Genomic DNA, 18,911 nt, shown 5'->3' with positions numbered 1-18,911 from the left:
GAATAGCTTTTAGTTTATCGGCATGTTTTCTTTGTTTACAATTACGGTGTAATTGTTTAATTGTAATTTTCTCTTCTTGTGATAATTTTATAGTCATACATCTGAATATCAACAATATAAAGATACTAAATATTACTCAAAATAACAAAAATATAGTGCTTAAATAACTGAAAAACAGTAATTTAATATCAATAATTAGACCATGAAATTTTATGTTCCCGAAAACCTAAATGTATTGAGTATATAACAAGTCTTACGAGGGCGCAATTTTTATCAAGTAAAGATTTGCTAAAAAATAACTTAGCTTCACTGTATAATTTCAATCAAACTATATTTTACCTTTATTTGTGTTCTGAATTTTATATGCATTTCTCGAAAATTTTGATTTATAGACAATCAATTTTATAAATCATAATCTTTATGCGCGTCTAAACGAATAAAGATAAAAAGTAAGATCGTAAATCCCCAAAGAGAAGAGCCTCCGTAACTGAAGAAGGGCAGAGGTATGCCTACAGTAGGTAGTAATCCTATAACCATACCGATGTTTACAATAATATGAAAAAATAGGATAGAAGCTAATCCATAGCCATAAATTCTTCCAAATTTGTTAGTATGTGTTTCTGCCAAATAAATAATTCTGTATAGCAAGAGCATAAAAAGAATAACCACAAAGCTACTGCCTAGAAAACCCCATTCTTCACCCACAGCGCTAAAAATATAATCTGTGTGTTGTTCTGGCACAAAATCTCCTTGTGTTAAATCTCCTTTTAAGAAGCCTTTTCCTTTAAATCCGCCTGAACTAATGGTTAATTCTGATTGATGAGAATTATATCCGATTCCTTTATTATCTGTTTTAATACCTAGTAAAATATCAAATCGATCTTTTTGATGAGAAGCTAAAATATTATCGTAGGTGTATCCTGTTCCTAAAATAAAAATACCAACTACCAAATAAATACCTAGCATCTTGTGCCAATTAAAGCGTAAAAACCGTTTTCCTCCTCTATAAAAAAGATAATAAACCAGTAGTGTTATCAAAATAAATGTGGAGATAAGCATCCCTTTAGAACCAAAAAAGATGGTTAGAATAAATAAAATGATAAATGTAGCACCTAATAGAATGTAGTTTAAGGTTAAACCTTCTCTATGCAATACAAAGAAAAAAGCTAAATAAATAACTGCAGAACCGGCATCTGGTTGCAGGAAAATTAAAAAAGCGGGTAAAAAAATAATAATAAATGCTTTTATTTGATTTTTTATTAGCTTAAAATTATACTGTCGATCACTTACTAATTTTGCAACTGCTAAAGCGGTAAAAACTTTTACAAATTCTGCGGGTTGCAGGCTCATCGCACCAAAACTAAACCAAGATTTAGCGCCGTTAATTTCTTTTCCGAAAGGGAATAATAAAATTAACGCAACAATAGAGGCCAGATATAAGATACTTGCAAATTGCTCATAAAATTTCGAGTTAAAAAAAAGTACGATAATGATTAATGGGAGGCTTAAGCCAATCCAAATTAGTTGTTTGCCATATTTTGTAGAAAAGTCTAGAATTTCGAAGTTTTCTTCGTTTTTAGAGGCCGCAAAAATGTTTAACCAACCGAAACCAACTAGCGTTACGTAGATAATTATTAGAATCCAATCTATGCCTGCAAAAATATTATTTTGTTCCTGACGCAATTTCTTCTACTGGTTTTTGAATTTGTTTGTCATAAATATCTTGCAAACTTAAGTTTAACATGCTTAATTCTCTGTATTTACTCCTTTTAGAGATAACACCATTTATATATTTTTCTACTAATAAACTAGTAATTGGTGCAGCAATAGTAGATCCATATCCTCCGTTTTCTACAAAAACAGCCAAGGCAATTTTAGGATTATCTTTAGGTGCAAAAGCAACCAAAATAGAATGATCTGCTAATTGTTCTTTAAAGCCATCTACAACAATAAAATTTTCTGCGGTTCCTGTTTTTCCGCAAATTTCGATTCCTTTTACTTGGCTCCATCTTCCTGTTCCTGTTTTAAAGACTTCGTACATTGCCTCTATAACGGGTGTAAAATGTTCTTTATCAATTGTTGTTTGCTTTTTACTTGTGTAGGCAGAATCTTTAATTGGGTTTTGATTAATGCTCTTTACAATATGGGGCGTATAAAAGTACCCTTTATTTGCAATTGCCGCTGTAAAATTTGCTAATTGAATGGGGGTTGTTAAAACTTCTCCTTGGCCAATAGCGTTTGATATGGTAGAAGAGCCATTCCATCTATAATTTAATCTTTTGTTGTAATAATCTCCGTCCGGAATTAATCCTCTCTGACCTGCAGGTAAATCATATCCTAAAAAATCACCTAAACCAAAACTAGCAACATGGTCATGCCAAGTATCTAACCCTTCAGGTGGATTCTTATTTTTTTCTATAATTTTTTTATAAGTATTTGAAAAGTAGCTATTACAAGATCTCGAAATTGCTGTTTTTAATTGAATAGGACTGCCATAAATATTACAGTGACATTTCATAAATGCTCCTGCTCTTTTTCCATATCTAAAGCCTCCATAACATTTAAAAGAGGTTTGTTGTGTGATTACATTTTCTTGCAAACCAATTAACGCATTCATCATTTTAAAAGGAGACCCTGGCGCGTAAGCGGCTAATAACCCTCTATCATAAGAAGGTTTACTTATAGTATCATTGAATAATAAGACGGAGTTTTTAGAGCGTTTTCTACCCACTAACATATTTGGGTCGTAAGACGGCGCTGTGACAAGTGCTAAAATTTCTCCAGTAGACGGCTCGATAGCAACGATTCCTCCCCGTTTTCCTTTCATTAATTGTTGCGCGTATAATTGTAAATCGATATCTAAAGTTAATGTTAAATCTTTTCCGTTTTTTGGTAAGGTGTCAAAAGTTCCTTCTTTGTAAGAACCTGTAACCTTATTGAGGTTATTTCTTTTTAAATATTTTTTACCTTTTTTACCTCTTAAAATATTTTCATACTGTTTTTCTACGCCGTCTTTGCCTTCTAATTCTCCCTGCTCATAGTAATCACTTTTTCTAGCTCTTTCTTCATTTACTTCGCCAATATAGCCGAGAACATTTGCGGCGGCTTTTATTGGGTAATCTCTTATAATTCTTTTTTGAATGTAAAATCCCGAATATTTATGCAGCTTTTCTTGCAAAAAAGCAAAATCTTTTTTTGCCAATTGTTTCAAAAAAACAGAGGGTAAATAGCTAGCATAGTTTTCTGCTCTCACTAATCTTTTATTAAAGTCTATTTTATCAATTTTTAAAAGTTTACAAAACTCTAAAGTGTCTAATGGTTTTACTTTATTGGGTTGCACCATTACATCATAAGAAAGTTGATTGGCAACTAATAGTTTACCATTTCTGTCGTAAATATAGCCGCGTTCTGGATAATCATACTCAACCTTTACGGCAGAATTACGAATCGGATCATAACTGTCACTTCTAATAATTTGAAGCTGATATAACCGACCAATAAAAATAAGCCCAACAAGAGTGATTAAAAAATAGAGTAAAAAACTTTTTTGCATTATTCGCTTTTCATAAAAATATAGGTTCCTAAAAAATATAAAGTTAACGTAAAAATACTTGAAAAAAGAACATTTAAAAGTACGGTAGAATAATTCTGTAGGCTAAAATTAGCAAAAGAAAAGTATATGAGGTGATGAATAATTGTTAAAGTTACCGTGTAATTGAAAACTTTACCAAAAGATTCTGATTTTAGGTTAAAAAAAGGATAATCTGCGGTTACTTTTCTAAAATACAACTTTATAAAAAAGAGTCTTATATACGCTATCGATAAGAGAGAAAAAGCATGAATACCGCCAGAATCAGAGAAAAAATCAATAAAAAGACCTAATAAGAAACTATAAAAAAGAAACGGAATTCTATTTTCTTTTAAAGGATATAGAAAGACAAAAGCTACATATGCATAGGGATTTATATAGCCAAAAAATAAAATATTATTTAAGACAAAAACTTGCAAAAAAAGCAAGAAAAAAAATAAAAACACCAAGTTAATAGTCTTACTCATTGCTGTTAATTTCTAATGTTTTAATTTCTTTTTTATCTAGATTTTTAATGATATACACAAATCCTAAATTACTCATATCATTAAAAAGGGTAATATCTACTTCATTATCTGCGGTATTGCCTTTGTTTATTTTAGAGATAGTTCCTATCAAAATACCTTCAGGGAAAATCGTAGATTTCCCTCCCGTTTCAATAGTGTCTCCAATTTTTAAAGGTGCTTGTCTTGGTATGTCAGAAAGCTGTGCGGTATTATAATGTGTGCCATCCCAGCCTAATGAGCCAAAATAATTACTATTTTTTAAGCGCGCATTAATTTTACTGTTTCTATTTAAAATTGATTGTACTCTAGTATAACCTGCAGATGAATTATCTGTAATACCAATAATTCCTTTGCTATTAATCACCGCCATCTCTTTATCAATTCCTTGGTTTTTACCTTTATTAACGGTTATAAAATTGAATTGTTTTGTATAACTATTGTTGATGATTTTTGCATCTGTAAAAGTATATTCTTGATGATACTTTATTGAATCAATCAACACAGAATCTAAAACAGGACGGACTGCGCTATTTTTTTCTAAAATATTTTTGAGACGCGCATTCTCTTTTGATAACAAAATATTTTCAGATTTTAAATTCATGTACTCTGAAAGATTAGAAGACGAAGCGTAAAGGCCACCAGTAATCGTGTTTGCAGAATTCACAAATTTACTTTTATGAAAAGTAAGATTGTTAAATGTTAAGGTAAGTGCTATAAGTTGTAAGAATAAAAAAAAAAGAAAATACTTAAACTTTTGAAAAAAAAATATGAGTTGCTGCATTGTTAGCGCGTTAAAAGTGCTAATTCATTAAAACATTTTTGTATTTTTTTAATTCTTTTAAGGCAATTCCTGTTCCACGAACAACTGCTCTTAAAGGGTCTTCGGTTACATAAACCGGTAAATCTGTTTTACGAGATAAACGCTTATCTAAACCTCTTAATAAAGAGCCACCACCCGCTAAATAAATACCTGTGTTGTAGATGTCAGCAGCTAATTCTGGGGGGGTTTTAGACAAAGTTTCCATTACAGCATCTTCTATCCTTAAAATAGATTTATCTAATGCTTTGGCAATTTCTCTGTAAGAAACCTGCACTTGTTTTGGTTTTCCGCTTAATAAATCTCTACCCTGAACCAACATTTCATCTGGCGGCGTGTCTAAATCTTCGGTAGCAGCACCAATTGTGATTTTTATTTTTTCTGCGGTAGTTTCACCAACATGTAAATTATGTTGTGTACGCATATAATACATAATATCACTGGTAAATAAATCTCCGGCAGCTTTTACAGATTGATCACAAACAATACCACCTAAAGCAATTACAGCAATTTCTGTTGTACCACCACCAATATCAATAATCATGTTTCCTTTAGGCTCCATAATATCGATACCAACACCAATAGCAGCAGCCATTGGCTCGTAAATTAAATATATTTCTTTGGCATTCATGTGTTTTGCAGAATCTCTTACCGCCCGTTTTTCAACCTCTGTAATTCCTGACGGAATGCAAATTACCATTCTTAATGCTGGTGGAAATAATTTCTTTTTGATAGACGGAATTTGCTTAACAAACTCCTTTATCATTTCTTCTGAAGCTTGAAAATCTGCAATTACGCCGTCTTTTAAAGGGCGAATTGTTTTAATGTTTTCATGAGTTTTTCCTTGCATTAGATTGGCTTCTTCACCAATTGCAATAATTTTTCCAGTTGTTCTATCTCTAGCAACAATAGACGGTGCATCGATAACCACTTTTCCATTGTGTATTATCAACGTATTTGCGGTTCCTAAATCGATCGCAATATCCTCCGTCATAAAATCAAAAAAACCCATAATGTATATTTCTCGTTAGAAGTAATGTGTTGTACAAATTTACTAAAATTAATCTTGTAAATCTGATAATTTTTTTAATGTTTAAAATGTCTTGTTCCTGTTATCACCATCGATAAATTATGAGTGTTACAGTAGTCTATACTTAAGTGATCTTTGATAGATCCGCCAGGTTGAATAATACTTTTTATACCCGCTTTGTCTGCAATTTCTACACAATCAGGAAAAGGAAAAAATGCATCACTCGCCATAACAGCGCCTTTTAAATCAAAACCAAAATTATTTGCCTTCTCTATGGCTTGGTTTAAAGCATCAACTCTGCTTGTTTGTCCTGTTCCGCTTGCTAATAATTGATTGTTTTTTGTAAAAACAATGGTATTAGATTTTGTGTGTTTACAAATTTTAGAAGCAAATAATAAATCTTTTAATTCTGATTCAGAGGGCTTTGTGTTTGTAGCATAGGTTAAATCGTCTAAAGTATCTGTTTTAGAATCTTTATCTTGCACTAATAAACCGTTTAAAGCAGTTCTTACGTTCTGAACTGGTAATTCTGTAGATTTCTGAATTAAAAGAACTCTATTTTTCTTTCCTTTTAAGGTAGCTAAGGCTTCATCAGAATAAGAAGGCGCAATGACAACCTCACAAAAAAGTTTATGAATTTCTGCGGCAGTTTCAGCATCAATTTCTTTGTTTGCAATTAAAACACCTCCAAAAGCAGAGACAGGATCTCCGGCCAGAGCGTCTACATACGCCTGCTTAATAGTATTTCTTTGTGCAAAACCACAAGCATTATTATGTTTTAATACGGCAAATGTGGGCGCTTCTCCAATAAATTCGTTCATTAAATTAACAGCGGCATCAACATCTAATAAATTATTATAGCTTAATTCTTTACCGTGTAATTTATCGAACATGGCATCTAAATTGCCAAAGAAATAGCCTTTTTGATGCGGATTCTCTCCATAACGTAAAACTTTAGAGGTAGTTTCACTGGCTTTAAAAACAACTTCATCTTCATTAAAATAATTAAAAATAGCGGTATCGTAATGAGAAGAAACATTAAAAGATTTTGCTGCAAATTTCTTTCTTTGCTCCATAGAAGTTTCTCCTTTTCCTTCGGATAAAATCTCTAAAAATGCATCATATTGTTCCATTGATGAAACTGTAAAGGTGTCTTTAAAGTTTTTTGCCGAGGCTCTTATTAAAGAAATACCACCAATATCAATTTTTTCTACAATAGCTTCTTCAGCAGCTCCAGAAGCAACTGTTTTTTCAAAAGGATATAAGTCAACAATCACCAAATCTAGTTGAGGAATGTTGTATTCTTTCATTTCAGCAACATCACCCTGGTGATCTTGTCTGTTTAAAATTCCTCCAAAAATTTTAGGATGTAATGTTTTTACGCGTCCGCCTAAAATAGAGGGATACGACGTTACATCTTCTACAGGAACAACATCAATACCTAATTCTTTAATGAATTTTTCTGTACCACCAGTAGAGTAAATAGTTACATTTAATTCATTTAATTTTTGTACAATTGGTGCTAAACCATTTTTGTGAAATACCGAAATTAAGGCAGATTTTATTGTTTTTGAAGTGCTCATTTATTTTTATCTTGTTAAGCAAGCAAAATTACGCAAACATAAAATGAACTACAATAAAAAGATAGTAACAAAATAGGGAAGTAGTTAACAATGAATAGTATAAAATATTCATAAAAGGGTTCATCAACAAGCAAAAGTAAGCTACATCAATTCCCGAACACTTTGTCATGCTGCAAGGATCATTATAAATTATAATTAATTTTAATGAAGACTTTTACAGCGTGACAAATTGATCGAGTAAAAATTTGTAATAAAAAATTAAAATAAAGTTGCAACTTCCTTACAAACATATTCTAACAACGCTTCGTCATTATCGGTAAATGTATTTGCAGTGTGAGAATCGATATCAATTTGTCCAAAATTTTCGCCATCGACAAAAATAGGAATCACGATTTCAGATTTTACTTTCCATCCACAAGAAATATAATTATCTTGTTCAGAAACATCTTGCACTACAAAATTTTTATTGGTTACCGCAACTTGACCACAAATACCTTTACCAAAAGGAATAATGGTATGCTCTGTTTCTTCGCCGGTGTATTGGGCTAATTTTAGTTCTTCTTTATGACCGTTTTTAAAGTAAAAACCTACCCAATCATAATAAGAAATTTCGTTTTCTAAAAAATCGCAAATTGCTTGTAGCTTTTCTTCTTTGGGTGTTGTATCAGAAATAATTTTATCAATACTTTGTTGTAATACTTGTAAATTCATAGGTAGAAGTTTAATTGCAAAAATAAATTATAAATCGGTATTCCTTCTTAAAATTAGTCACAAATTTATGATACAAAAGAAAGGATTATTTTTTTTATCAAAATAAATAACTTGTAAATTGTTGGTGTAAAACATGGTTTGGAGTCAGCTTTATTTTAACACATTATTAAAATATCTTATTGTAAATTTGCAAGGATATAATGAAACAATTTTTATCTAAAATAGCGTCCATTACACTAGCCTTTTTAGTGCTATTTTCTACCTTTTCTTTTACGGTGGATAAGCATTATTGTGGAGATTTCTTAATTGATGTTTCTTTTATGGGCGATGCGGGAGGTTGTTTAGGTGCTATTTCATCAGAAAACACAATACAAACAAAAAAATGTTGCAAAGACGAAGTGCAGCAATTTAAAGGGCAAGATGAATTGCGGTTAACTAGTATTGATAAAATATCTTTTGAAAAGCAACAATTTTTAACAGCTTTTATCATTTCTTATCAAAATATTTTTTCTAAAACCCAAGTAGAGAACATAAATTTAAATGATTTTTCACCACCAGAAACGCACCAAAACTACCAAGTTATATATCAATCTTTTTTAATCTGATTTAATTTTTAACATTTACGCATCATCTTTTAAGGTGATAAAAATCATGTTATAAATTCTAATTAATTTAAAAATGAAAAAATACATAATAAATAGTCTCTTGCTATTTATGCCTCTCATTTTCTTTTCTCAAACAACGTTAAAAGGGATGATTATGGATAAAAACAATCCTAAAGATAATTTGGGTGTAGAAGGGGCAAGTGTTCATTGGTTAAACACCAATATAAGCGCTATTACTAATGGTAATGGGTGGTTTACAATTCCTTATAAATCTGATTATAAAAAATTAGTTGTCAATTATTTGGGGTATAAGACAGATACGATTACGGTTGCAAGTGTAGCGCCTATTCGTCATTATATAACTCCAGAAAATAATTTAAAAGAAATTACGATTAAAAGTCAAAGAAATGCTGTTCAGAAATCATTTTTATCAACGGTAAATATGTTTACCGTAAATTCAGAAGAATTGTTAAAAGCGGCTTGCTGTAATTTAGCCGAAAGTTTTGAAACGAATCCTTCTATTGATATTAGTTTTTCTGACGCTTTAACGGGCACAAGGCAAATAGAAATGCTAGGTTTAACAAGTCGTTATTTGTTAATTACGCAAGAAAATATACCCTCCGTAAGAGGAGCAAGTCAAGTTTTTGGTCTCACATTTACACCGGGTACTTGGGTAGAGAGTATTCAAATTACAAAGGGTGCAGGTTCTGTGGTAAACGGTTTCGAAAGTATTTCTGGACAAATAAATGCCGAATTGGTAAAACCTTTTTCTGATGCTAAATTCTTTTTAAACGCTTACAGTTCTTTAGACGGAAGATTAGAATTAAACACGCACTTTAATGAGCGGATCTCTGAAAAATGGCAAACAGGTGTATACATTCATGGAAATTACAGAGGTCAGAAATTTGATAGAAATAAGGATAATTTTTTAGATATGCCTTTGTCAAACCAAATAAACGTCATGAACAGATGGCAATTTACAGATGCAGAAAAAGGTTTGGTAAGTTTCATCAATGTTCGTTTTTTAAACGATGAAAAACAAACAGGAGAACTTAATTTTAATCCGGTAAATGATAGAGGGACCAAGAACGCTTGGGGAAGTGAAATAGACACAAAACGTTTTGATACTTCTTTAAAGGTAGGCTATGTTTTCCCTGAAATTCCGTATCAAAGTATTGGTTTTCAAATGGCATATAGCAATCATCAACAAGATTCTTATTTTGGCCTAAATGTGTATGATATTCAGCATGAAAGCGTGTACTCTAACATTGTTTTTAATTCTATTATTGGCGATACGAGAAATAAATTTAAAACAGGTCTTAATTTTACCTACGATAAGTTTGATGAGTTGGTAAATACTACTGATTTTAATAGAAATGAAAATTCTTTAGGAGCTTTCTTTGAATATGCTTTTGATAATCTAGATAATTTCAGTTTAACCGCAGGTTTACGGGTAGATACGCATAATTTATTAGGTACTTTTGTAACCCCACGTTTGCACATACGATATGTTCCTTGGGAAAAAGGAGTTTTGAAAGCATCTGCCGGAAGAGGAAAAAGAAGTGCGAATATTTTTGCCGAAAATCAGCAATTATTTGCAAGTTCTAGGCAAATAAATGTTGATGATGTTGGCGGTAATATTTATGGATTAAATCCTGAAATTGCATGGAATTACGGAGTTTCTTATATGCAGAAATTTAATTTATTTGAGCGAAAAGGAGATATTACGTTCGATTTTTATCAAACTAATTTTCAGAACCAAGTAGTTGTAGATTGGGAAAATCCTCAAGAAATTTCTTTTTACGATTTAGATGGCCAAAGCATCGCTAATAGTTTTCAGGTAGAGGTAAGTTATGAATTAGCAAAAAACTTTAATTTAAGAACGGCTTATAAATATTTTGATATTTCTACTGATTACAAATCAGGTAACTTGCAAAAGCCAATTCAGCCTCAAAACAGATTTTTTGTAAACCTTTCTTATGAAACTGAATTAAGCAACAAAGATGCTCAATGGAGATTTGACGTAACTTTTAACAATATAGGTGAACAGCGATTGCCGAATACGAGGTCGAATCCTGCGCAATATCAACTGCCAGAAAATGCAGCACCGTATCAATTATTGAATTCACAAATTACAAGAGTTTTTTCAAGCAAGTTTGAAGTGTATATAGGAGGCGAGAATTTAACAAACGTGCAGCAAAATAATCCTATTTTAGCCAGTGATGATCCTTTTGGAGCAAATTTTGATAGTACAATTGTATATCAACCTATTTTCGGACGAGCAATGTATGTAGGGTTACGTTTTAAAATCAAATAGTGAAATAACAACATGTCATTCAGAAGATGACACAAATTGAAGAATATCTAATCGATTAACAGTAAAAACAATAATATTAATATCAATAAAAAATGAAAAAAATACTATTCACATTAAGTTTACTATTCGTAGGCTTTTCAGTACAATCTCAAGAAGTTGAAAAAGATAAAAACGCAAAAGTCTCTTTTGAAGTAGACGGAATTTGCGGCATGTGTAAAAAAAGGATTGAAACTGCAGCCTTAAAAACAAAAGGTGTAAAATTTGCTATTTGGAGTGTGAAAACACATCAATTAAACCTAATCATGGACGAACGAAAAACGGCAGTTGCAGATGTGCAACAAAGTATTCTAAAAGTTGGGCATGATGTTTTTGGCGCTGATAAGAAAAAAATAATCGCTGAAGAAGAGGCTTATAATTCCGTGCATCCTTGCTGTAAATATAGAGATGAGAAAATTATTTTAGACCACGAAGGCGAATTGAAGAAAGTGAAAAAACAATAGTTTTTTGACCTTTAAAATGCAAAGAAAAATCCGTTAGAAATTAATTCTAACGGATTTTTTTAATCTTTATAAAAATAAGAAACAAACTATTACTAGAAAGAGTAAGCTACTTATCTATGGCTGTTCGCCATTACATCATTCCTGGCATTCCGCCACCACCCATTGGAGGCATACCTCCAGCAGATTCTTCTTTAATATCGATTAAAGCACATTCGGTCGTTAAAATCATCCCTGCAACAGAAGCTGCATTTTCTAAAGCAACTCTTGTTACCTTTTTAGGATCTATAATTCCTGCTTCTAACATATCTACATAGATATCATTTTTAGCATCATACCCAAAGTTCTTTTTACCTTCTAAAACTTTATTGATAACTACAGAACCTTCACCACCAGCATTTTCAACAATAATTCTTAACGGAGCTTCAATAGCTTTGTTAATAATTTGAACACCTGTAGTTTCGTCTAAATTTTCTGTAGCGATCTTTTCCAATACTCTTTTAGCACGCACTAAAGCAACACCGCCACCAGCAACAATACCTTCTTCAACGGCAGCTCTTGTAGCATGTAAAGCATCATCAACTCTGTCTTTCTTTTCTTTCATTTCTACTTCAGAAGCAGCACCAACATATAAAACAGCAACACCACCAGCTAATTTAGCCAAACGTTCTTGTAGTTTTTCTTTATCGTAATCAGAAGTTGTAGTTTCTATTTGTGCTTTAATTTGATTTACTCTCGCCTTAATAGTAGCTGCATCACCAGAACCATTTATAATAGTTGTGTTGTCTTTATCAATAGTAACTGTTTCAGCAGTTCCTAATAAATCTAACGTAGCGTTTTCTAAAGAAAATCCTCTTTCTTCAGAAATTACGGTTCCACCAGTTAAAATCGCGATGTCTTCTAACATTGCTTTTCTTCTGTCTCCAAAACCTGGCGCTTTTACAGCGGCAATTTTTAAGCCACCTCTTAACTTGTTTACGACTAAAGTAGCCAATGCTTGGCCGTCTACATCTTCAGCAATAATTAATAAAGGTCTGCTAGATTGTGCAACTGGCTCTAGTATTGGAAGAATTTCGTTTAAGTTAGAAATCTTTTTATCGAATAATAAAATATAAGGATTTTCTAAATCCACAATCATTTTATCTGAATCCGTTACAAAGTAAGGAGATAAATAACCTCTGTCAAATTGCATTCCTTCTACAACATCAACATAAGTTTCCATTCCTTTTGCTTCCTCAACAGTAATTACACCTTCTTTACCAACTTTGGTAAAAGCAGTTGCAATTAAATCTCCGATCATATCATCGTTGTTTGCAGAAATTGCAGCAACTTGTTTTATTTTTTCAGAAGAATTACCAACTTTTTGAGCTTGTTTCTCTAAATCGGCAACGATTGCAGCAACAGCTTTATCAATTCCGCGTTTTAAATCCATAGGATTTGCACCTGCAGCAACATTCTTTAATCCTTCTTTTACAATTGCTTGTGCTAAAACAGTAGCGGTAGTTGTACCGTCACCGGCTAAATCATTGGTTTTAGAAGCAACTTCTTTTACCATTTGAGCACCCATGTTTTCTAGAGGATCTGCTAACTCAATTTCTTTTGCGACAGAAACACCATCTTTAGTTACTGTTGGCGCACCAAAAGATTTCGAAATAATTACATTTCTACCTTTAGGGCCTAATGTTACTTTTACTGCATTTGCTAACGCATCTACTCCGCGTTTTAAGCCATCTCTAGCTTCTATATCAAATTTTATATTTTTTGCCATTGTTCTTTAAATTTTGCTTTTAGCTATTAGCAAATTGGCTTTTAGCTAAAAAATAATTACTATACATTTATTTTCGATTTTGCAAATAGCAAAGTGCTAAAGGCAAATAGCGTATTAAATAATCGCTAAAATATCAGATTCACGCATCATTAAATAATCTTTTCCTTCTAATTTTAAATCTGTTCCTCCGTATTTTCCGTACAACACAGTGTCACCAACTTTAACGGTTAAAGGCTCATCTATTTTACCATTTCCAACGGCTACAACAGTGCCTTTTTGGGGCTTCTCTTTTGCATTGTCTGGTATAATTAATCCAGATGCTGTTTTTGTTTCTGCTGGCGCTGGTTCTACAAGAACTCTGTCTGCTAAAGGCTTAATGTTTAATCCCATCTTTTTTATCTATTTAATCCTATTTATAATAGGCTGATTAATTAATTTTTTACTCTAAACAATAAAGCGTCAGTAATTATGCCAATAGTTTAAAACTGACAATTTTTCTTTGATTGTTTTTTTAAGCTAAATTTAGTGTACAAAAAAATGCCAACGTGTCATTTACATTGGCATTTTATATAAGGTAACTTTAAACGTTATTTAATACTATCGTTTGTAGCTGGTATTGTATTTTCTATTGGTGCTGTGCCTTCTAAAGTATTGTCTAAATTAACACTGTTATCGCCTGCTCTAGGAATTGCAAAATTAGATAATAAAATTAAAGCAAACATTGCAATTGCCAACGTCCAAGTTGTTCTGTCTAAAAAATTATTCGTGTTTTGCACACCTCCTAAAGATTGCGCTCCGCCACCACCAAATGAAGAAGATAAGCCTCCACCTTTTGGATTTTGTACCATAACTATTAGTATTAAAGCTACTGCTACAACTAAAATTATAATTAAAAATGCTGTATAACTCATGATTTATTTTTTTGTAAAATTTGTATTCTTTTCATTTGGTCTGCAAAGAAACCACTTTTTTCTGGATATTTCAAACTTAATATTCTGTATGCTTGTAGAGCATTTTCGTACTTCTTTTGCGCTAGATAAACTTTTGCCAATGTCTCTGTCATTAAAGAGGAATCTTGTTTATTTTTAGCAATTGAAACTGCAATACTTTTATCTTTAACGAGCGGTTTTATTTTCGGGTTATTCTGAATAAATTTCTCGATAATTCCCTTGTTATCGTCAATTGTATCTGTGGTACTTTTTTGAGATATTTTTCTAATGATTGGTTTTTTTGATGATAATTGCAACCATTGATTAAAAGAATAATTTTCTGATTCAGAAAAAGGGAGCGGTTTATCTACTTCTAAAACTTCTTCAAGTTTTTTTATAGGTGCTGTATTTGGTGGCGTTTCTTGAATCGTAATCGTTTGTTTTTCTACAAATTTTTCTTTAATGCTAGGTTTTTGTATCGTTTCTTTCGAGTTCTTAAATTCTTTGGATGTAATAAAATCAAACAAAATAGCTCTGTCTGTGGTGTAAGCAGCAGTTACTTTTAATTCTTTATTATATTTAAAACTATCTTGATTGTTTAATTCCTTTAAATACAAAGCTCTAGCGCTTTGAAAATAAGGAAATTCATCAACAATCAATTTTAATTGAGCAGTTGTAACCTGCTCAATTTGTTTTTTATTTTCTAATAAATCGATAAAAGTATTGGATTCCAACTTTCGTTTTTTATAATTTTTAAACAACTAACAACTAACAACTAACAACTAACAACTAACAACTAACAACTAACAACTAACAGCTACCACTTTGCAACCGATGCGTTAAAAATATCTTGTGTAATTCGTTCTACAATTTCATCTAAGGCATTTTCTAAAATACTGCCTGTTAATTGAGAATTGGCATCAAAATCAGAGTAGAAAGAAAATGTTTTTTCAAAATCGTCTTTGGGTTTTAACTTATTTACAAAACGAACATTTACAGTAACTGTTAGTCTATTTTGAGCCGCTGTTTGGTCTGATGTTCCACTCATTGGCGTTACTCTAAAACCTGTTATTTCTCCGCTAAAGAATAAATCGCCATTAGAGGTTGCTGGTTCTAAATTTGTTTGACGTATAAATAAATCTATTAAATCGTTTGTAAAACGTTGTGTTAAAACAGGTTCTACTAAAGGAGCTTGGTTTGGAAAAAAATCGATTTGTAAGGTTTTTGCATCACCCGTATTTCCTCCTGTAAACGAATATGCGCCACAAGCTACAAATAATAAAGTACTGATTGAAAAAAGTGCTAAATAAAATATTTTTTTCATATTTGATTATTCAAGGTAGAAAATTTAATTGTCAAATTTAAAAAGTTTTGATACATCTTAAAAACGTAGAGTTTTAAACTTTAAATTTATTTACAAATCGTATTGTTTAATTTTTCGATACAGAGTTCTTTCGGAAATGCCCAATTCTTTGGCTGCTAACTTTCGTTTATTATTGTTTTTTTCTAAAGATTTTTTAATCATTTCAATTTCTTTGTCTTGTAGGGATAAAGATTCGTCTTCTTCTATCGTTTCAATAAAATCATATTCTTTTTCTTTGGATGAGTTTTGAGGAATGTTTAAAACTTCGATATCAAGATCTTCTAAATCTTTATCGTTATAGATTTTTTCTAAAAGACGGTGATTTTCTTCCTGAACTTCTTCGATATTTCCGTTTTTCATCAAATCTAAAGTCAGCTTTTTTAAATCGTTGATGTCATTCCGCATATCAAATAAAATCTTATACATGATATCACGTTCGGTAGAAAAATCATTCTCTTTTTTACCACCAATTACTGCCGGAAGGTTTCCTTTATTATTCGGTAAATATTGTTGTAGTTTTTGTGCTGTAAGAACTCTAGTTTCTTCAATCACAGAAATCTGTTCTGCTAAATTTTTTAACTGACGAATATTTCCTGGAAAGCGATACTTTAATAAAATTGTTACCGCATTTTCATCTAACCGAACAGAAGGCATTCTATATTTTTGAGCAAAATCTGACGCGAATTTTCTGAACAATAAATGTATATCTTCATTGCGCTCTCTTAACGGTGGTAAATGAATTTCTACGGTGCTTAATCTGTAATATAAATCTTCTCTAAACTTTTCTTTTTCAATAGCAGATTCCATATTCACGTTAGTTGCAGCTACAATTCTAACATTTGTTTTGATAACTTTAGAAGAACCTACTTTTATAAATTCGCCATTTTCTAACACACGTAGTAAACGTACTTGGGTTGTTAGTGGTAGTTCACCTACTTCGTCTAAAAAAATGGTACCACCATCGGTAACTTCAAAATAGCCTTTTCGGTCTTGCGTTGCGCCTGTAAAAGCACCTTTTTCATGACCAAATAGTTCACTATCAATAGTACCTTCTGGTATTGCACCGCAGTTTACAGCAATATATTTTGCATGCTTTCTATGTGATAAGGAATGTATTATTTTCGGAATACTTTCTTTACCAACACCACTTTCTCCCGTTACTAAAACAGAAATATCTGTAGGCGCAACTCGTACCGCTTTTTCTAAAGCCCTATCGAGATGAATATCGTTACCAATAATCCCGAAACGTTGTTTTACTGCTTGTATGTTTTCCATAGCCTCTTTTAATTTCCCCGAAGGGGAAAACACTCTTGGTTTATATTCTGTGTGTTTTCTATTCTTATTTTGAATCAAGATCACTCTGATTCAATATTGTGATTTTAAAAATTATACTTTTCTCTACAAATATGTTCAAGAATTTCAATGTTAGTTCCATTTTTTAAAATTGTAATGGTCGCAACGTCGCTGCATTCTAAATGGTTCTTGGTGTCCTTAATAAAAAAGAATCACAGAGATTGTACAAATAAAAATTGATGCTATATAAATTATAAAAGTTCTCTTATTCATTATTTTTATTTTCACAGTTTTTTACTCGCAACAGTTTCTTTCCCTTCGAGAAGGAATAAGGATGGGATTTTTAATTATTGTCAGAATACCCAACAACGGTTCCTTTTAAAGTTGCAGAAGTACAATCTTCTACTTTAACCATTACAAAATCACCTAACTTATAAGCATCTTTTGCAAATACGGCTACCGTATTTTGTGTATTTCTAGCTTTCCATTCATTCGGGTTTTTCTTGGAAGTACCTTCAATCAAAAATTCTTCTGTTTTTCCTAAATGCTGCTGTGTTCTAAATAACGCGTGTTCTTGTTGTAGGTCAATTACTTCTTGTAATCTGCGTTTCTTTGTTGCAAAAGGAACATCGTCTTCCATTTTATTACCAGCTAAAGTTCCTGGTCTTTCAGAATAGGTAAACATAAACCCAAAGTCATATTTTACATATTTCATCAACTCTAAAGTATCTTGATGATCTTCTTCTGTTTCGCCACAAAACCCAACAATCATATCTTGTGATAAAGACATTTCTGGAATGATCTTAAAAATATTATCAACCAATGTTTTATATTCTTCTCGCGTGTGCTGTCTGTTCATTGCTTTTAACATCGCGTTACTGCCGCTTTGAACAGGTAAGTGTAAATATTTACAGATATTTCTGTGCTTTGCCATTACGTGAATTACATCTAAACTCATGTCTTGTGGATTAGAAGTAGAAAAACGAAAACGAGTTTTTGGAAACTTCGTAGCGCACATATCTAACAGTTCGGCAAAACCAACAGCTGTTGCTTGTGCCATTTCAGTTGCTTTTTTGAAATCTTTTTTCAAACCGCCGCCATACCATAAAAAGCTGTCTACATTTTGCCCAAGAAGTGTAATTTCTTTATAATTTTGAGCTACCATAGATTGAACTTCTTCTAAAATACTTTTAGGATCTCTACTTCTCTCTCGTCCTCGAGTAAAAGGAACTACGCAAAATGTGCACATATTATCACAACCCCGCGTAATCGATACAAATGCAGTAACGCCGTTAGAGTTTAAACGAACAGGAGAAATATCGCCATAAGTTTCATCTTTCGATAAAATTACATTTACAGCATCTCGCCCTTCATATACTTCTGATAATAAGTTCGGTAAGTCTTTATAAGCATCCGGACCTACAACTAGATCAACAATTTTTTCTTCCTCTAAAAATTTTTCTTTTAAACGTTCTGCCATACAGCCTAAAACGCCTACTTTCATATTTTTATTAATTTTTTTTACAGCATTGTATTTCTGTAATCTTTTACGAACAGAGGTTTCTGCTTTTTCACGAATAGAACAAGTGTTTACAAGCACCAAATCTGCTTCTTCTAATATCTGTGTGGTGTTGTAACCTTCTTTGTCTAAAATAGCAGCAACTATTTCACTATCATTCATATTCATTTGACAGCCATAGCTTTCTATGAATAATTTTTTAGTGTTTTGCTTTTTGTTTTCCGTAACAAGGGCTTTGCCTTGTATTTTTTCGTCGATAATTTTTTCTACGTGTTCCATCAATCAATTTATCATTTCAAGAAGTGCAAAGGTACAACCATATTTGAATTTTTATGACAAATTGGCAGAAAAAATAATGTTGTATTTCTGTTAAATTCTAGACTA

17 protein-coding genes are annotated in these 18,911 nt (G+C 31.8%); 3 read left to right on the top strand and 14 right to left on the bottom strand.

From position 1 onward, the window contains the following. Positions 1–402: 402 nt before the first annotated feature. From rodA to ES044_RS05210, 7 genes are all read right to left on the bottom strand, one after another. Entirely contained in the window at positions 403–1,683 is a 1,281-nt protein-coding gene (rodA, locus tag ES044_RS05240) for a rod shape-determining protein RodA (RefSeq protein WP_147118294.1), read from the bottom strand. Beyond that, entirely contained in the window at positions 1,664–3,553 is a 1,890-nt protein-coding gene (mrdA, locus tag ES044_RS05235; protein WP_147118293.1) for a penicillin-binding protein 2, read from the bottom strand. The genes rodA and mrdA overlap by 20 nt, the downstream gene beginning before the upstream one ends. Next, positions 3,553–4,056 carry a rod shape-determining protein MreD gene (mreD, locus tag ES044_RS05230; RefSeq protein ID WP_147118292.1) on the bottom strand — a complete coding sequence of 168 codons (504 nt, stop codon included), beginning with the start codon at positions 4,054–4,056 and terminating at the stop codon, positions 3,553–3,555. Before mreD ends, mrdA begins: the two co-directional genes overlap by 1 nt. Then, positions 4,049–4,876: a rod shape-determining protein MreC gene (gene mreC / locus ES044_RS05225; RefSeq protein ID WP_147118291.1), complete on the bottom strand. Its 828-nt coding sequence runs from the start codon at positions 4,874–4,876 to the stop codon at positions 4,049–4,051. Before mreC ends, mreD begins: the two co-directional genes overlap by 8 nt. A 19-nt stretch (positions 4,877–4,895) precedes the next feature. After that, positions 4,896–5,924, bottom strand: coding sequence for a rod shape-determining protein (locus ES044_RS05220; protein ID WP_147118290.1), 1,029 nt, complete (start codon positions 5,922–5,924; stop codon positions 4,896–4,898). Between the two features lie 74 nt (positions 5,925–5,998). After that, positions 5,999–7,525 (bottom strand): bifunctional phosphoribosylaminoimidazolecarboxamide formyltransferase/IMP cyclohydrolase, encoded by a 1,527-nt coding sequence (purH, locus tag ES044_RS05215; RefSeq protein ID WP_147118289.1) that lies wholly within the window; start codon positions 7,523–7,525, stop codon positions 5,999–6,001. A gap of 258 nt (positions 7,526–7,783) precedes the next feature. Then, entirely contained in the window at positions 7,784–8,236 is a 453-nt protein-coding gene (locus tag ES044_RS05210; RefSeq protein WP_147118288.1) for a GAF domain-containing protein, read from the bottom strand. A 200-nt stretch (positions 8,237–8,436) separates the two neighbouring features. Here ES044_RS05210 and ES044_RS05205 point away from each other — a divergent pair, with 200 nt between their 5' ends. The 3 genes from ES044_RS05205 (at position 8,437) to ES044_RS05195 (ending at position 11,658) form a co-directional block, all read left to right on the top strand. Then, the gene (locus ES044_RS05205) at positions 8,437–8,841 is read left to right on the top strand and encodes an HYC_CC_PP family protein (RefSeq protein WP_147118287.1); all 405 of its coding nucleotides are present in this window, start codon (positions 8,437–8,439) and stop codon (positions 8,839–8,841) included. Between the two features lie 73 nt (positions 8,842–8,914). Continuing rightward, positions 8,915–11,158 (top strand): carboxypeptidase-like regulatory domain-containing protein, encoded by a 2,244-nt coding sequence (locus ES044_RS05200; RefSeq protein WP_189663191.1) that lies wholly within the window; start codon positions 8,915–8,917, stop codon positions 11,156–11,158. A gap of 92 nt (positions 11,159–11,250) precedes the next feature. Next, positions 11,251–11,658 (top strand): heavy-metal-associated domain-containing protein, encoded by a 408-nt coding sequence (locus tag ES044_RS05195; RefSeq protein WP_147118286.1) that lies wholly within the window; start codon positions 11,251–11,253, stop codon positions 11,656–11,658. A gap of 130 nt (positions 11,659–11,788) precedes the next feature. Here ES044_RS05195 and groL read toward each other — a convergent pair whose 3' ends face one another. From groL to miaB, 7 genes are all read right to left on the bottom strand, one after another. After that, a complete protein-coding gene (gene groL / locus ES044_RS05190) occupies positions 11,789–13,423 on the bottom strand; it encodes a chaperonin GroEL (protein WP_147118285.1) in 1,635 nt (544 codons plus the stop codon). A gap of 114 nt (positions 13,424–13,537) precedes the next feature. Continuing rightward, positions 13,538–13,813, bottom strand: a complete 276-nt coding sequence (gene groES, locus ES044_RS05185; RefSeq protein ID WP_147118284.1) for a co-chaperone GroES — start codon at positions 13,811–13,813, stop codon at positions 13,538–13,540. 197 nt (positions 13,814–14,010) lie between these two features. Then, positions 14,011–14,334: a preprotein translocase subunit SecG gene (gene secG, locus ES044_RS05180; protein WP_147118283.1), complete on the bottom strand. Its 324-nt coding sequence runs from the start codon at positions 14,332–14,334 to the stop codon at positions 14,011–14,013. Then, the gene (locus ES044_RS05175; RefSeq protein WP_147118282.1) at positions 14,331–15,086 is read right to left on the bottom strand and encodes a hypothetical protein; all 756 of its coding nucleotides are present in this window, start codon (positions 15,084–15,086) and stop codon (positions 14,331–14,333) included. Before ES044_RS05175 ends, secG begins: the two co-directional genes overlap by 4 nt. 83 nt (positions 15,087–15,169) lie before the next feature. Then, positions 15,170–15,676 carry an LptE family protein gene (locus tag ES044_RS05170; RefSeq protein ID WP_147118281.1) on the bottom strand — a complete coding sequence of 169 codons (507 nt, stop codon included), beginning with the start codon at positions 15,674–15,676 and terminating at the stop codon, positions 15,170–15,172. A gap of 90 nt (positions 15,677–15,766) precedes the next feature. Next, positions 15,767–16,990: a sigma 54-interacting transcriptional regulator gene (locus ES044_RS05165; protein WP_147118280.1), complete on the bottom strand. Its 1,224-nt coding sequence runs from the start codon at positions 16,988–16,990 to the stop codon at positions 15,767–15,769. A 361-nt stretch (positions 16,991–17,351) separates the two neighbouring features. Next, complete coding sequence (miaB, locus tag ES044_RS05160) at positions 17,352–18,806, bottom strand: tRNA (N6-isopentenyl adenosine(37)-C2)-methylthiotransferase MiaB (protein ID WP_147118279.1); 1,455 nt, start codon at positions 18,804–18,806, stop codon at positions 17,352–17,354. Between the last annotated feature and the right edge of the window lie 105 nt (positions 18,807–18,911).

It is taken from the genome of Polaribacter sp. IC066 (assembly GCF_007997085.1).
Classification (GTDB): domain Bacteria; phylum Bacteroidota; class Bacteroidia; order Flavobacteriales; family Flavobacteriaceae; genus Polaribacter.
Note: the sequence above shows the minus strand (reverse complement) of the source record. Positions and strands in the feature narration are given on the sequence as shown.